Source organism: Marinomonas spartinae, assembly GCF_016461715.1.
In the GTDB taxonomy this organism is placed as follows: Bacteria; Pseudomonadota; Gammaproteobacteria; order Pseudomonadales; family Marinomonadaceae; genus Marinomonas; species Marinomonas spartinae_A.
The window spans coordinates 300971-316000 of the sequence record NZ_JAEMUI010000002.1 but is presented as its reverse complement, the minus strand read 5'-3'; the positions used below and the strand labels follow the sequence as shown (position 1 = coordinate 316000).

The 15030-nt window shown below is 43.2% G+C and carries 15 protein-coding genes; 5 read left to right on the top strand and 10 right to left on the bottom strand.

The genetic code is table 11. From position 1 onward, the window contains the following. Positions 1-82: 82 nt before the first annotated feature. Both JHD45_RS03360 and JHD45_RS03355 read right to left on the bottom strand, forming a co-directional pair. The gene (locus JHD45_RS03360; protein WP_199474770.1) at positions 83-784 is read right to left on the bottom strand and encodes a dienelactone hydrolase family protein; all 702 of its coding nucleotides are present in this window, start codon (positions 782-784) and stop codon (positions 83-85) included. Positions 785-961: 177 nt separating this feature from the next. Further along, the gene (locus JHD45_RS03355; protein ID WP_199474769.1) at positions 962-1696 is read right to left on the bottom strand and encodes a response regulator; all 735 of its coding nucleotides are present in this window, start codon (positions 1694-1696) and stop codon (positions 962-964) included. A 242-nt stretch (positions 1697-1938) separates the two neighbouring features. Here JHD45_RS03355 and JHD45_RS03350 point away from each other — a divergent pair, with 242 nt between their 5' ends. Both JHD45_RS03350 and JHD45_RS22145 read left to right on the top strand, forming a co-directional pair. Then, entirely contained in the window at positions 1939-2679 is a 741-nt protein-coding gene (locus JHD45_RS03350; RefSeq protein ID WP_199474768.1) for a hypothetical protein, read from the top strand. Between the two features lie 168 nt (positions 2680-2847). Beyond that, complete coding sequence (locus JHD45_RS22145) at positions 2848-4608, top strand: methyl-accepting chemotaxis protein (RefSeq protein WP_199474767.1); 1761 nt, start codon at positions 2848-2850, stop codon at positions 4606-4608. Positions 4609-4739: 131 nt separating this feature from the next. Here the strand turns inward: JHD45_RS22145 and JHD45_RS03340 are convergent, their stop codons facing one another. Both JHD45_RS03340 and sbcB read right to left on the bottom strand, forming a co-directional pair. Next, positions 4740-5798 (bottom strand): AI-2E family transporter, encoded by a 1059-nt coding sequence (locus JHD45_RS03340; protein ID WP_199474766.1) that lies wholly within the window; start codon positions 5796-5798, stop codon positions 4740-4742. A gap of 16 nt (positions 5799-5814) precedes the next feature. After that, positions 5815-7266: an exodeoxyribonuclease I gene (gene sbcB, locus JHD45_RS03335; protein ID WP_199474765.1), complete on the bottom strand. Its 1452-nt coding sequence runs from the start codon at positions 7264-7266 to the stop codon at positions 5815-5817. An 80-nt stretch (positions 7267-7346) separates the two neighbouring features. Here sbcB and JHD45_RS03330 point away from each other — a divergent pair, with 80 nt between their 5' ends. After that, positions 7347-7865: a YchJ family protein gene (locus JHD45_RS03330; RefSeq protein WP_199474764.1), complete on the top strand. Its 519-nt coding sequence runs from the start codon at positions 7347-7349 to the stop codon at positions 7863-7865. Between the two features lie 11 nt (positions 7866-7876). Here the strand turns inward: JHD45_RS03330 and JHD45_RS03325 are convergent, their stop codons facing one another. The 4 genes from JHD45_RS03325 to alc form a co-directional block, all read right to left on the bottom strand. Continuing rightward, on the bottom strand, positions 7877-8386 hold the full coding sequence (locus JHD45_RS03325) for a molybdopterin-dependent oxidoreductase (RefSeq protein ID WP_199474763.1): 510 nt from the start codon (positions 8384-8386) through the stop codon (positions 7877-7879). A 234-nt stretch (positions 8387-8620) separates the two neighbouring features. Further along, entirely contained in the window at positions 8621-9520 is a 900-nt protein-coding gene (locus JHD45_RS03320) for an aldo/keto reductase (RefSeq protein ID WP_199474762.1), read from the bottom strand. A 30-nt stretch (positions 9521-9550) separates the two neighbouring features. After that, entirely contained in the window at positions 9551-10081 is a 531-nt protein-coding gene (locus JHD45_RS03315; protein ID WP_199474761.1) for an ureidoglycolate lyase, read from the bottom strand. A gap of 62 nt (positions 10082-10143) precedes the next feature. Continuing rightward, positions 10144-11130: an allantoicase gene (gene alc, locus JHD45_RS03310; protein WP_199474760.1), complete on the bottom strand. Its 987-nt coding sequence runs from the start codon at positions 11128-11130 to the stop codon at positions 10144-10146. Positions 11131-11504: 374 nt separating this feature from the next. On the opposite strand from alc, the gene JHD45_RS03305 reads away from it, so the two are divergent. Together JHD45_RS03305 and aroA are read left to right on the top strand one after the other, a co-directional pair. Next, positions 11505-12398 (top strand): MurR/RpiR family transcriptional regulator, encoded by an 894-nt coding sequence (locus tag JHD45_RS03305; RefSeq protein ID WP_199474759.1) that lies wholly within the window; start codon positions 11505-11507, stop codon positions 12396-12398. A 57-nt stretch (positions 12399-12455) separates the two neighbouring features. After that, the gene (gene aroA, locus JHD45_RS03300) at positions 12456-13733 is read left to right on the top strand and encodes a 3-phosphoshikimate 1-carboxyvinyltransferase (RefSeq protein ID WP_199474758.1); all 1278 of its coding nucleotides are present in this window, start codon (positions 12456-12458) and stop codon (positions 13731-13733) included. 139 nt (positions 13734-13872) lie between these two features. On the opposite strand, the gene JHD45_RS03295 is transcribed toward aroA, so the two are convergent. Further along, positions 13873-14358: a DUF192 domain-containing protein gene (locus JHD45_RS03295; protein ID WP_199474757.1), complete on the bottom strand. Its 486-nt coding sequence runs from the start codon at positions 14356-14358 to the stop codon at positions 13873-13875. Positions 14359-14554: 196 nt separating this feature from the next. Next, positions 14555-15019 carry a Spy/CpxP family protein refolding chaperone gene (locus JHD45_RS03290; protein WP_199474756.1) on the bottom strand — a complete coding sequence of 155 codons (465 nt, stop codon included), beginning with the start codon at positions 15017-15019 and terminating at the stop codon, positions 14555-14557. Positions 15020-15030 lie beyond the last annotated feature (11 nt).

The window sequence follows — 15030 nt, the reverse complement described above, 5'->3', positions numbered from 1 at the left end:
AAAAACCGACGCCATATAAAAATGCCCTCAAGTGAGGGCATTTAATCGTATTAGCTAGGATAGGAGCGGTTTTAATATAGATTTAAAACTCACTCAAAAAATGCTCTAGATAATGGTAGCCACGCTTAGCAACCGTTGGGTTGTACATACTACCATGGTCTGGATTGTTCGCACTTGGCAACATAAAAGAATGCATCGTATTACCAAAATCCATAAATTGGAAATCAATGCCTAACTCTGTCCAGTAGTGCTTCGCTGACTGTGAATCTTCATCACTGACTAAATGATCATCATAGCCATTTAGCACCATAATTTTCACATCTCGGTTGACGTCTTCTTTGGCACCGCGATAGAAACTCATCAATCCATGAAAACTTACTGCCCCTGCACTGCCAGTCAAATGAAGCCCAGCTTCCAGAGACAAACGTCCACCTAAGCAAAAACCAACGTGAACAATGGTTTTACTAGAAGCATTTGGGCAAGCCGTTTCCACGAGTGAGCGTTGCAAATCATGTAATGGTGCCTCTTCAGAAAGTAAGACCCCCATGATGGAGCGCTTATCTTCCATGCTTTCAGGAGTATTCGTACCATAGAGATCCAAAGCTGTTGCAGAGTACCCGAAGGCTGCAATTTGATCAGCAATGTCTTTTTCAAACTGTGTCAGGCCGGAAAAAGTTGGCCATATAACGACCTGTACATGTGACTTTTCCGTTGTAGCAGGATCGGCTTGATAATGCTGACGAGACACATTATCAACAAAAAGAGATTGAAATGAACCGTTCATAAATTCCTCCAAAGCAATGACTTAGCTTAAATGCTAATTGCATTATGTTTTAGAGAGTTTACCTAGTCGATTTTAATTCACAAACTTACTTCGATAAATGTCGATGTATTTGCGCATTTCGCCAACTCGTTTGCCGACACATGACACGAATAGATAACTGAGTCAACAACTTGACCATCAAGCTGTCTCTGACGCACGTGTGAATGAAAGAAAAATGTAATCACCAAAGATATTAGAGTGCCGCATTGTCATCGTCAGGCCACTGATACCATCAATATCACTGCTTGTCTGGACCCGATAAGATCCTTCTTCAGTGCCGATTTGCATCACTTGGCTCGCTAACGATGCTGGAATAATATCAACTAATTTCAGTATGTTAGGTGCGCTCAACTCCTTATCACCGTCCCGAAAGTACAAACATTGCCAATCAGGTGACCAAAAGGAGATCACTAGTGCAGAATGCTCGACAATATCTTCCAATTGATTTTTATAGAATAAAGTTTGCCTATCAAGTGCTTTAATTCTCAATAAGTTCATGACCCTCAATTTTAAAATGGCAGGGACAATAGGCTTCACAATAAAATCAGCGGCCCCAAGCTCTAAAGCCTTTTCTTCTATATCACTACCTGTGTGACTGGTAATGAACATAATGGGAGGCAGCTCGGACAACTCGTATACAACCTTAAGCTGTTCGATGAAGTCCCAGCCAGTTTCTCCTTGTAACTCAATATCTAATAGCACCAGATCGACTTCGCTCTTTAGCAATAGTTCATGGGCTTTACTAAGATGGGAGGCGTAGAGCAACTCGCAATAGCCTTCTAAGATCTTTTTTACAATAAAAGCAACGGAAGGCTGGTCATCAACCAGAAGAACGGTCGGGGTATGATCAAATTCTTTCGTAATCAATTTCATTCTATGGCCTTGTCCAATCCTAAAATAGCACCTATTTTTATCATGAGTATAGTGAAGAATCCCTATGTCGCCATTAATGGATATAAAGATGAGTGAAAAAATATCAGTGGCCCAAACAACCTCATTGACTGTCACTCCCTTGATGGCATACCAATCTACAGACCATAACACGTCTCCTTTTGACGCTAAGCAATCTACCCATAGAAAAAGTTTTATTTATCAAATAATTAAAGGGTAACAAAATGGATAACGAACTCAGCTATAAACTGGATTTTATCAATCACTTTAAAAGCAATGGATTTGATATTAGTGACTCAACATTCGATCTTGCCCTATCGCGTTTTTTAGACTCATTTGACACCTATAAAATGGCGTTATTCGCTTTTCAAAAAGAAATCATGACCGCAGTAACCTATCTTGAAGAAATAAACGATCAGACAGCAAAAGGATTACATATTTTAAAAGGTGGGTTTGCCACATTTGGCTTTATGACTCTATCAACCCACGCATATCACTTAGAAACTCAATTAAAAAGTCTCCCCTCCCCTCTGCCTTCTTCTGTAATAGAAAAGATAGGTGAAACAAAGCGACTCTGTTATGCGTTTAACGACAGCATCTCATGTTATTTTGAGCAAATCGAAGGAAAAAATAGCGACCAGACATCGGTCTCTTCTTTTCAAACAACCTCCCATGCAAACAAAATCTCACTTGCGACGCAGGTATTATCAGACGCAACCCGTCCCACAGACTCTCAGCGCCCCCAAACAGCTGAAATGGATTTAGATGAAGAATTAGTCTTTCTATTAAACCTTGTTGAGAATTGTAACTTACGCTCTTTAGATCACTATCAATATATTGAGAAGAAGTTAGAAAAGTTTCACTTTGACGAAGTGAATGTTCTCAGAAATGCTATGCAATCCATTGACTTTGAAAGCGCCAAAAAAGCACTTAATTCATTGATTAAAAAAGAGTTTACATATTGAAACGTATTTCTCTCAAGATTTTTGGATTTTTGGATTTTTTTTACTAGTCTTAGGATAAGGCATTTAGCATCAATTTTTTATCACAACCAAAGAGCAACAAAAAAATTACACTGTTTTAAAAACAGAAAAAGTCCAACTAAACCGCTATTAGGATAGGATGCTTAGATCATGTTTAAAAACTGGTTTTCAACACCTGTAGACGACAGTAAAGTCGTTGTTGATAAGGACGAGCTAATTAATTTACGAGGCCAATTAGCTGCCATATCTCGTTCACAAGCAATCATAGAGTTTGATTTAAAAGGAAACATTCTCTTTGCCAATGAAAACTTTTTAAATGTCCTTGGTTATACATTAGAAGAGCTACAAGGTAAGCACCACAGCATTTTTGTTGATCCTCAATATCGTGCCAGTGAAGACTATAAAACCTTTTGGAATAACATCGGAAAAGGTGAGTTCCAAGCAGGTGAATTTTGTCGTTACTCCAAAGAAGGCAAGCCTGTTTGGATTGAAGCAAGCTACAACCCTATTTTTGACGATAATGGAAAACCGTATAAAGTCGTTAAGTATGCCACAGACATCACTGATAAAAAGAATCAAAATGCCGATTATGAAAGTCAGTTAGCGGCAATTTCTGCTTCGCAAGCCGTTATAGCATTCAAATTGGATGGCACTATTCTTGATGCCAATAAAAATTTCCTAGACACATTAGGTTACTCGATCAGCGAAATCCGAGGCCAGCATCATAGTTTGTTTGTAGACTCTCACTACAAAAAAAGCGACGAATACAAAAAGTTTTGGCAGGATCTCTCTCAAGGCAAGCATTTTGTTGGACGTTTTCCTCGGGTGCATAAAAATGGCAGTGTCGTTTGGATTCAAGCAAACTACAGCCCTATTCGTGACTCTTCCGGCAAACCATACAAAGTCGTTAAGTTTGCCACCGATATCACGAAGGAAGTACTTGCTGAACAACAACTGCAAGAAACCATTAAACAGGTCAATTCTGCTATTGAGGCCGCTTCAGGAAAAGATTTAAGAAAGAGAATTCCCACTGAGGGCAAGTTTGAAGGGACGTTGGCAATCTCCAAAGGGGTTAACTCGCTTTTCGATACTATGACGCAGATTATTGTGCAAATACGTCAAGCCTCTGAAACCGTTCATGTGAGTGCACGTGAAATTTCCACAGGAAATAGCGACCTGTCTGTTCGTACTGAACAACAAGCAGCCAGTTTAGAAGAAACCTCCTCAACCATGGAAGAAATGACCAGTACGGTTTCGCAGAATGCTAAGAACGCAAAACGGGCCAATGAACTGACCTCAAACGCAGTGTCTATTGCAACAAAAGGAGGAGAGTTAATAGAGCAAGTGGTGAATACTATGTCTTCTATTAATAACTCATCACAAAAAATATCGGATATCATCGGCATGATCGATGGTATAGCATTTCAGACGAATATATTGGCATTAAATGCTGCCGTTGAGGCAGCTCGCGCAGGAGAACAAGGACGTGGGTTTGCCGTGGTTGCGTCGGAAGTCAGATCCTTAGCACAACGCTCAGCCAACGCCGCCAAAGAAATTAAAGATTTAATCTCGGAATCGGCCCATAACATTAATAACGGCAATGAGCTTGTTAGTGAATCCGGTGAAACGATGAAAAATATCGTCAATGCTATCAAACAAGTAAATGAGATTATGACCGAAATCGCCGATGCCTCATCGGAACAATCCATCGCCCTGAATGAGGTGAGTAAAACCGTTAGTAATATGGATGAAATGACGCAGCAAAACGCCGCGTTGGTGGAGGAAGCCGCTGCTGCCTCTGAAAGTTTACTCAGTCAAGCGGATCAATTAGCTTCTGACGTGAATGAGTACCAACTGAATGACAACGAGAACGACGCTCACAGTCATTTAAAGAAAATCGCTAACTTCTAATGGAGGTCGAGTTCGGCTCGCTTGCCTAAGAAAACCAACTTGTTTGCCTTCAAGTTGGTTTTTTCGTCTAGGGAAGAACAGCAAATTTGTAAAGGGCTTGTCGTTGTAGTAATAAACCGACCTTGATTACCTTATTTGTTTTCACCTTTATCTTTATTGGTATCCGCTGTCGACGTATTTGAGTCGATCATAACCGCTAGCCAATGCATCCGTGGATTCGCTTCAAAAGCCAATTTCATGATAATGGTCAGCGGGATGGATAACAACATACCAACAGGACCAAATACCCACCCCCAAAGTAATAGTGACAAAAAGACAACCAACGTGGATAAGCCCAATCCTTTCCCCATATAGCGCGGCTCAATCACATTACCAACCACTAAATTCACGACAGCAAAGCCCGCCGCTGTTAACCCTGCTGAAAACGCTCCGAGCTGAACAAAAGCCAACATTACAGCGGGCACCGCCGCAATAATAGAACCAATATTCGGGACAAAATTCAGCAAAAAGGCACACACGCCCCATAAAATAGGAAAGTCCACCCCTATCGCCCACAGCCAAATAGCAATCATCACTCCTGTTAGAATACTAACTAGGGTTTTAATAACCAAATAACGATTGACCGATTCAACAAAAGAACGAACCCCACTTAAGGATTTTTCTGCGTTGGACACGGCTAAGGTTAATTTTTTGGGTAACTCAACCACTTCAAATAAAATAAAAACAACCGTCATAATCACCAAAATAATATTGGTTAGGGCACTACCTAGACTGGTTAGCGCCTTGGTGAAGAGCTTCATAAGAGAGGACGGATCAAGATACTCTTGGATACGACTATCAGAAATATGAATACCAATAGTATTAAGACCGGAGAAAAGCACTTCCATTTGTTTTGCAAAGTTCTGCTTATAGGTTGGCAATTGCTCAGACAAATTGTCCATTGAAGAGCCCACTAATGCGGCCAAACTTCCAATGCCAACTAACACAATCAATACCACAATCAAAATAGACAGCCATGTTGGCAAACCATATCGTCGCAGTGTGGCCATAAAAGGAGCACAAATAATGGCAATAAATACTGACAACATAAACGGCACCACTATTTGCGATGCCGTTTTTAACCCAGCAATAATAATCACAAAAGCCGCCAAACCAACCAGCCAATGTGTCCCTCTATGTTGTTCACTCATGATTTGATTACCCTACTTACCCAATGGGATAGATGCTTTGTGCGTAGTCCGCAAGATCCTGCAACATAATTTGTTTAGCAGGACTGAGATCACCAGTTTGTGCAAGATTATTCAAACACTCAAAAAAGGACGACATAGTAATCGAGCCCCCACCATCACTTTCCATTAAACGAATCATACGATATTCCTCCCACTGTCCACGTTGTTGCTCGCTTAAATATTCAGGATAATTACGACCAATATAGCGCATCAGCATTTCAGGTAAACGACGATCATCAAACGACATTTCCAATTCATTCAGCGCCTCAGGCGGTGTTAAGCGTATGGTTTCCATTCGCGCCTTATCGTCCCTAGAGAAAAAGCCCCCTGAATACAACATCAAATCTGGATCATTGGGTATTGCTCGTTCTTCTTGCATAAACACATCACGTATTTTTGCCGCCACATGAGAATGCTGTTTCAGTAACGCCAAATTACGACGACAAATATCGCCATCTAACTCCAAACGTTCAACAACCGTTTTGTCTTTTAAAAAAGTCGCCGGTGCCACCGCTGGTGATTTATTGTAATGAATCACTTTGAGTGGCAACCGTTCTACCTCACCAAGCGCTTCTTTGGAAGTGAAAACCCGGTGACGAATCTCTTCTACAGACAAATCCACCAGCGGCTGAGCATCAGCCATTAAGTCATAAACAATCACGCCATTTTTATTAGTTGGATGCGCGGCAAGTGGCACCACAAAGGCCGTATATTTGCGCGCCTGACCAAACATCCCAGAAATATGCAAAAAAGGTTTCATCCGAACTGGATCAATGAACTGCTGCAGTTCGTGCTTTTGACGCATTTTTAGATAGTAATGAAATAATTTAGGTTGCTTGTCCCGTATCAGTTTTGCCATCTCTATCGTGCCATACACATCTGACAAAGCATCGTGGGCTTGCTCATGGGCAATGTTATTGGCTTTCGTTAAGGCTTCCAATTTCATAGACACCTGACCTTCTTCGTCTTTCGGCCAAACGATGCCCTCTGGACGCATTGCATACGCCATGCGAACCAGATCAATAATGTCCCAACGTGAGCAATTGTTTTGCCACTCACGGGCATAAGGATCAATGAAGTTACGATAAAAGCCATAACGTACCACTTCGTCATCAAATCGAATGGTGTTATAGCCTAAAGCACAGGTGCCTGGTTGAGACAATTCGGCTTCAATTGCTTGCATAAATTCGGCTTCACACAAACCTTCACGGTTTGCATCCTGCGGGGTAATCCCAGTTAGCAAACAGGCTTCTGGCTGTGGCAAGACGTCTTCTGAAAGGCGGCAATACAGCATGATGGGCTCGCCAATGGGTTGAAAATTCAAGTCCGTCCGGATGCCTGCAAATTGCATCGGCCTATCTCGTGCGGGGTCTGTTCCTGTGGTTTCAAAATCAAACCAGAAAAATGAAGTTGGTCCCGATGAGGTCACAAATAATTCCTGTTAGCCATTAAATAAAGCGGTATTATACGCATCTTATTGACTATTTGGCGATGTAAGGTGATCTATCAATGACACTCCCAACCCCTTGCCCTTGTGGCAGTGCAATCCCCTACCCTGAATGCTGCGGCCTTTATCATAGTGGAAGAGCTTTCGCTCCTACCGCAGAAGCTCTTATGCGCTCCCGTTATGCAGCATTTGCCTTGAATAAAATGGATTATATCCTTGCCACTCAGCGCCTAGAAAACGAAGATGAGAGTGAAATAGGAATAGAAGATAACAGTAACGCTTTAACCAACTGGACTCGGCTTGAGATTTTAGCAACGGAACAAGGACAAACCAGCGACGAGACTGGAACAGTGACCTTTCGTGCTTACTTTCAAGAAGGCACGCACAAAGGTGAACTAAGCGAAAAGTCTTGGTTTAAAAAAGAAGGAAGTCAGTGGCTGTATATTGCAGGGGAACATGACATCAAATCAGCGTCACTTGTCAAAACCATTGCCCCTAAAAGCGCTAAACCAAAAAACATTGGCCGGAACGTTCCTTGTTCCTGTGGATCTGGAAAAAAATTCAAAAAATGTTGTGGTTAGCCCAGCTCAATTCACTCAACGATGATGCTTTCCACTTGAGACAGGGAGCGATTTTGCAGAGCTGTCGTATCCAACCCAGGGATTTTCTCTACTGGGTAAAGGAGAAACAATGGACCTTTTTCTCGGCTATCAACGGGCTTACCGTTCACGTCTATTGCCAGCAATAAGCTGTAATTGTAAGCATCACTAATCGGCAAAACGGTACTATGCTTATTACGCCACTGTACTCGCATAATCGCGCCCCTTGCTCCAACGTATTCTAATACTTGGCGAAGCAATGGACCGGTATAGTTCTCTTCCTTTTTCGCCCATGGTGTCGAGGTGGTACTTTCCACAATACCTATGTCTGTCAACATTTGACGGTCTAACCGCACGGTTTTGCCATCCTTTCCAGTATTGGTAATCTTGCCGCCAATCACTAAAATCACCTTCCCCTGAGGATCTGGTAAAGTGATCGCTTGCGCTGCAGATACCAATAACAACATACAGCTAGTGAGTATTATCCTATAAACCTTACACATAATCTTACCCCCAGACTGAAAATAACCGACGCGCCATTATAGCAAATAATGTGCATATATTGTCTTTTTTTTTGGTTATTTTGATTATTTATACTAGGCATATGCTGGCAAACATCTAATAGACGTTTTTATAGCAAAGCAGGGGAAGTAAAGGACAACAAAAAAACGGGAATAAACTCAAACAATGAACAGCAAGCCAGTGAAGAGCCAACAGCCCTCCACTAGCAGATTTTGTTACGGAACGGGATGACCTTGCGACGTAATCCAAATCTTGAACCAGTCATCGTCACTTAAGACAATATTGGCGGCTTGGCAAACCGAAGCCAAACGTTCAATCTTACCTGAGCCCATTACAGGGCAAATACCTGATGGATGACGTAACAACCAAGCGATCACCACTTGATCAAAGTTTACCCCCATCGATTTGGCGATATCTGACACCACTTCTTTCACTCGAACAACTCGATCCCCATTTCCACGAAACAGTTCACCTCCCGCTAAAGGAGACCAAGCCATGGGCGTAACCGCGTGTTGCTGCAAATGATCCAAAGTGCCGTCTTCAAAAGGTGCTAAAGAAAGAGGCGACAGCTCAATTTGATTCACAATCAAAGGGGCATCTAAGCGTGATTGCAGTAAATCAAATTGCGCAGGCGTAAAATTAGACACGCCAAAATGCTTGACCTTGCCAAGCGTAAACAATAGATCAAACGCCTGAGCGACCTCGTCCGCATCCATTAATGGACTCGGACGGTGCAATAGTAGAGTATCGATATAGTCACACTGCAGATTAGCCAAAGAACGATCCACACTTTCGTGTATGTGTTTGGCACGGTAATCATAACGATGTACTGATATATCGGGGCGGCTCTCAGACGGTAGCAAAATCCCGCATTTAGTGACAATTTCCATCTTATCCCGCATCGCGGGCTTTTTCGCTAAGGCCTCGCCAAACAAACCTTCGCAACGATAATCACCATAAATGTCTGCATGGTCGAAAGTGGTTACCCCTAAATCCAAACAGGACATAATAAAGTCCAAACGTTCCGAAACAGACATCTCCCATTCATGGCAACGCCAAAAACCCTGCGCAATTCGAGACCCTTCAAACCCAAGAGGATGATATTGATGACGCATAAAAGTGCCCTTATTTGTTTGAGTATCTCCTCATTCTAAACCATCACACTCAACTAACAAGTTTTGTTCAATGGTCATGACTTGCTCATCGGAAAAGAAAAACTCATCACAATTGTGCCCCTCACCAATGCGATCCACGACTAAAAAGTCTGACGTCGCCTGCAAGGCCAATAACGGATGATGCCAAGTTCCTGACCGATAATTCACGCCTTGCTCGGCGGTTGCATAAAAGAGTCGAATTTGAGAGAGATTGGGCACATCATTCGCGCCGTTTGGCGCCACCACCACTAAGTAGGGACGACCTTGTAAAGGCATAAACGCCTGAGACCCTTTTGGATGACGCTCTAACATGCGAATCGCAATGGGAAACTCACGGGCTTGCCCACGAAAAATACTAATGCCCCCACGAGCTTCACCATCCACCTCAACTGCAGCAAGATCGTGAAAACGCTCTGTGGTTCCACCGTTAATCGCAAAAGAATGGGCAGACTCCGTCGCAGCAATCACTTCCCCAAAGGGAGCAAACGCCTCAGCCGTTAATGGCTCTAACACAAAAGGCATAGCAAATCCTTCTATAAATAGATGTACAGAATGTTTTTTATACGACCCAAAACGATGACCAATCAGATAACAGGTTTACCGATCACTCGAATACGACTGATCCCACCATCTGGATAAATATTCACTCTTAAATGCGTCACGGGGCCGACCTCTTTCAATCTATCTGTAAACAAATGCTCCTGGTCTGCACCCAGTTCGGATTTTGGCAACAACTCTTTCCAGTAAAGGCTTTGCGCAGGTAAAGTACTGTCTGGTAGATTGTGAATATCGGCAACCTGAATAGAGCAAGCGGCAGCGTAATTGCCTTTAAAAAAGGCAGTATCAATGACGACTTGATCAATTTCACCACGATGACCAAGGGCTAAAATCACCCAATCATTACCTGGCTCTCGACGGCGGCGGGTTTCCCAGCCATCTCCCATATTAATGCCTTTACCGGGCAAATTCAGGTTATGCATCGTGCCAAAGTGTTCATCATTAGTAGCAATCGCACGGCCACCCACTTCTAGAGCCAATAGATCTACTGAACGATTTGCCAATGTGCTCCAGTCGACCTCAGGTTGACCAAACACACGTAAACGCGCAATCCCACCATCTGGGTAAATGTTTAAGCGAATATGACTAAATACCTCATCGTGCTCGATATCCACCAATTTTTGGTCATTACCAGCTAACGCTATGGTATCTGTAATTGGCCTCCAAACAGTGTCAGCATTCGGTTCTGTGGTGCTAAAGCACGCCTCCACCAAAGCAGCAGGCGCATAATTCCCCGTAAAATGGCGCGTATCTAATTCGATTTTATTCAAACGTCCAGGTACGGCTAACTTCACAATACAATAATCATACCCTTCCCCACGCTTACGTCGTGTTTCCCAGCCATCCATCCACTTTCCGTTGTCATCGTATTTTCCAGGAATAAAAACAGGATCACTGTCTTGTAACATGCGTTCCTTAGGAGCAAAAAAATCATCATTGGCATATAACGCTTTCGCTCCTAAACGTTCAGAAGCGAGGTTAACGCCATACCATGGCTTTTGACTGAGAGACATAACAACTCCTTATGGCTTTGCCGATTCCATAAACAAAGCAAATTCAAAAAATTAAAATGCAAAATGGGTGTAGCATGATCAATGCACTACGCCCCCCTGAACAAAGTAGGACAAGCGTACAGGGTATATGCGAGCATCGGTATTCTAGAGTTCACTACTTTTAACGGTCAGTTTTATCATGCAGCGTAAACCAATATAATACATTTGTTTCATAATAACCAAAAATAAAATTAATGAACCCATTCAATTTCTTTCCTATTTTGATAAACGCCCCGTTTCATTCGTCTATTCTGAACAGAAACGCTAGAAAGGCTTCCCTGACGCCCTGTTTTCCTTCATTATTTGCTTACTCGCGAACTAACACGATCTAAATAATGTCTGATAAATCGATAGAACACAGAATCAAGCAAATATACGACCAACTTTCACCGACTCAGCAAAAGCTAGCCGCCTGCATTTTGAATCATCAAGGTGACATTGCGACCTACTCTGCAACAGAGCTTGCAAAATTGGCAGATGTGTCCAAGTCAGCCGTCACTCGTCTATTGCAACGTCTTGGCTATAAAGATTTCACGGAAGTCAAAAAGCAAGTACGCGCTGCTCGTCGTTGGGGCGCACCGATTGCAGATAAACAGCCTGATAATCAACCGTTATCGAATCTGTTTCAGGATTATGTTAACTGTGATCAAAACAATATCCGCCGAACCTTGGAGTCCATTAATACAAAACACTACCAAACGGCCATTCGCTGGATATCACGAGCCAGCCGGGTCTATATCATTGGTTATCGAAACAACCACGCCCTTGCCTTACACTTGCGTCAGCAACTGATTCAGTGTCGACCCGATGTGCAACTATTACCCTTACCCGGGCAAACTCTCGGTGAAGAGATCGTCAGCTTTTCCAAGGATGACATCGTTATCATCATGGGGGTACGGAGAAGACCCGCTTGGCTAAAAAACCACATGATCACGTTGCGTCAAAATGGCTGCCGACTGATCTATATTACCGATCATGCAGACGCTAACCCACAACAAATTAGTGACCTACATTTTTCATGTGTGGTTCGTGGCGTGTCCGCCTTTGACTCTTATGCCAGCGTGATGAACTTAATCAGCATGATCGCCAGTAGCGTCTATCAAGAAAACTACGATCAGGCCAATGAGCGTATTGAAGACATCGAAAATACCTATCAAGCACTCAATGAATTAGACATGGCCGCTTTAAATAACGGTGCCATTATTGACGACTTTGATGATGACGCTTAATCCTATTAAACAAGTCGTCATCAACAAACACATACTGACTATATAACGGACATAAAAATGAACTCAATCACACTTGGTCCCCTTTCCAAAGCCAATGGCGACATCCAGATCCCCGGCTCGAAAAGCCTTTCTAACCGTATACTATTGTTGGCAACTTTGGCAAAAGGCACCACACGCATTACGAATTTGCTCGACAGCGACGATATCCGTCGCATGCTAGAAAGCCTCACAAAACTTGGCGTCACCTATTCTCTAGAAGACAATGACACCACTTGTATTCTGGAAGGCCTTGGCGGTCCAATCCAAGCCGAGTTTGGAGACTTATTCCTAGGCAATGCTGGAACCGCCATGCGCCCACTAACAGCGGCATTGTGCCTAGGCAAAGGCGAATTCCACCTGCATGGTGAACCTCGCATGCATGAACGCCCTATTGGCGATCTTGTCGATGCTTTACAAGCATTAGGTGTTGATATTACTTATGAAGGCGAGAAAAACTACCCACCACTTTGCATTAAAGCAAACGGTTTATCTGGCGGTGAAGTATCCATCAAGGGCAATATCTCTAGCCAGTTCCTAACCGCTATTCTAATGAGCGCACCGATGGCGAAAGACGACCTCACCATAAAAGTGGACGGAGAGCTCGTTTCCAAACCTTACATCGACATCACCTTAGATGTCATGAAACAATTTGGCGTGGAAGTGGAAAACCAAAACTACCAAGCATTCATCGTTAAAGGCCAACAAACTTACCAAAGCCCTGGCGAAATCATGGTCGAAGGTGACGCGTCATCTGCGTCTTACTTTTTAGCCGCCGCTGCAATAGCAGGCGGAAAAATCAAAGTTCACGGCGTAGGGGCAGACAGCGTACAAGGCGATGTTAAATTCGCTGATGTACTGGCGAAAATGGGGGCCAACATCACCTACGGTCCAACCTGGATTGAAGCAGAACGAAACGAGCTAAATGGCATTGATATGGACATGAACCACATTCCAGATGCTGCCATGACCATCGCCACCACCGCTCTGTTCGCTAAAGGCCCAACCACCATTCGCAATATTTATAACTGGCGTGTCAAAGAAACTGACCGTCTATACGCCATGGCGACTGAACTGAAAAAACTGGGCGCCGATGTCATCGAAGGGGAAGACTTCATTACGGTTACACCAGTTGAAAAACTACAGCATGCGGCTATCGACACCTACAACGACCACCGCATTGCCATGTGCTTCTCTTTGGTGGCCTTTTCAGATACTCCCGTCACCATCAACGACCCTGGTTGTACATCGAAAACCTTCCCCACTTATTTTGAGTTGTTTAACTCTATAGCAAGCTAAAAACTTCCAGCAGGTCTTTCTCTTTATTCAAGAGGAAGACTTGCATGTTAGCTCAGGCAATTCCTTCAAACATAGGCTCTGTGGGCGTTTTGTTTGCCTTAGGAGCTGGTGTTTTTTAGGCTCTTGAAGATATTAACGATTATCCTTTTTGCAGACAGACCGTCATTTCCAACCGTACGCCTTTTTTCAAACCATATTTTTTAAAGCCTCCTTCGCCAAGTTCCAGTACGGTTTTAGCCGGTTGCGCGGATTTATGAAGCGTATTGGTATTAGGCTTCATATGAGCAAGGTTAATAATCACGCCATTGGCATCTAAAAAGCCAGCTGTTAATGGGATCAGTGTGTTATGCATCCAAAATGCGCGAGGCGCCGCTTTTGGGTAGACAAACAACATCCCAGCCCCTGCACTTCTCCTATTAGAAAGGCCTTTTCGCCGCTGTGCATCTGTTTCAACAGTGGGAACCGCTTTTAACGTGATGCCATTGGAAAAATACAGGTCACAATGTTTTGTTATTGCTGAGGCTTGGGTGAGTGACGTGTGGGCAAGTAGAAACAGAGCGCCTAACAACATCACCTTTCTAGATATGGATAGATATTCCTGAGAATGAAAGCGTTTCTTGGGCATTCCAAAACTCCACCATAAAAAAGGAATGTGATTGTAAACAGACAACAAAACAACTACCAAAAGACATAAATCGATTTTAGAGTAAAACGCGGTATAAGGCATTCAATTCAGTATTTGTTGAGCATAAAAAAAAGCCCCAGCTTTTGACGGCTGGGGCAACACTCTCAACGACAATCGTTTAAGGACGATCACTCCTTTATTTGGCTGTGGCTTTTGGCCTACCGCCGTGCTCTAACTTTTCGATCTGCTTAGGTGTTAGCAGAGAGTACAACTCAGCACGACTTTTCGCGTATTTGATGGTCAACTGCTTGGTAAGATCTGCGCTTTGATCTGCCAGAGCGTCCACTTTTTTCATATAACCCTTTTCAGTTGGGTTTAATGCATTCAATTCTCGACGTTTTTCATTCAACTTCATTTGCAGATTCTGAATCTGCTTGCCATCGGTACTGAATAACTTAGACAGTTTATCCCGAGTGGCATTACTCAAACCGAGTTGTTTTGCCATTGTTTCAGCAATTTGATCACTGGTTGGGGCCGCACTGATGTGACCTTGAGTTGCCGGCTCTTTAGAGCTCGCAACAGCGTTGGTTGCCATTCCTGTCATAAGGGCTGCACTCAACCCAATAACGGTTAGCATTCCCGCCTTTCTACGTTTCATCATAATGGCTCCTT

What these genes read in the sequence shown, in the direction of transcription:
- JHD45_RS03315 (WP_199474761.1), bottom strand. Translation starts at nt 10,081, where the DNA reads ATGCCTTTTGTGTTAGAGCCATTAACGGCTGAGGCGTTTGCTCCCTTT.
- aroA (WP_199474758.1), top strand. Translation starts at nt 12,456, where the DNA reads ATGAACTCAATCACACTTGGTCCCCTTTCCAAAGCCAATGGCGACATC.
- JHD45_RS03320 (WP_199474762.1), bottom strand. Translation starts at nt 9,520, where the DNA reads ATGCGTCATCAATATCATCCTCTTGGGTTTGAAGGGTCTCGAATTGCG.
- JHD45_RS03295 (WP_199474757.1), bottom strand. Translation starts at nt 14,358, where the DNA reads ATGCCCAAGAAACGCTTTCATTCTCAGGAATATCTATCCATATCTAGA.
- alc (WP_199474760.1), bottom strand. Translation starts at nt 11,130, where the DNA reads ATGTCTCTCAGTCAAAAGCCATGGTATGGCGTTAACCTCGCTTCTGAA.
- JHD45_RS03330 (WP_199474764.1), top strand. Translation starts at nt 7,347, where the DNA reads ATGACACTCCCAACCCCTTGCCCTTGTGGCAGTGCAATCCCCTACCCT.
- JHD45_RS22145 (WP_199474767.1), top strand. Translation starts at nt 2,848, where the DNA reads ATGTTTAAAAACTGGTTTTCAACACCTGTAGACGACAGTAAAGTCGTT.
- JHD45_RS03355 (WP_199474769.1), bottom strand. Translation starts at nt 1,696, where the DNA reads ATGAAATTGATTACGAAAGAATTTGATCATACCCCGACCGTTCTTCTG.
- JHD45_RS03360 (WP_199474770.1), bottom strand. Translation starts at nt 784, where the DNA reads ATGAACGGTTCATTTCAATCTCTTTTTGTTGATAATGTGTCTCGTCAG.
- JHD45_RS03340 (WP_199474766.1), bottom strand. Translation starts at nt 5,798, where the DNA reads ATGAGTGAACAACATAGAGGGACACATTGGCTGGTTGGTTTGGCGGCT.
- JHD45_RS03305 (WP_199474759.1), top strand. Translation starts at nt 11,505, where the DNA reads ATGTCTGATAAATCGATAGAACACAGAATCAAGCAAATATACGACCAA.
- JHD45_RS03325 (WP_199474763.1), bottom strand. Translation starts at nt 8,386, where the DNA reads ATGTGTAAGGTTTATAGGATAATACTCACTAGCTGTATGTTGTTATTG.
- JHD45_RS03350 (WP_199474768.1), top strand. Translation starts at nt 1,939, where the DNA reads ATGGATAACGAACTCAGCTATAAACTGGATTTTATCAATCACTTTAAA.
- JHD45_RS03290 (WP_199474756.1), bottom strand. Translation starts at nt 15,019, where the DNA reads ATGATGAAACGTAGAAAGGCGGGAATGCTAACCGTTATTGGGTTGAGT.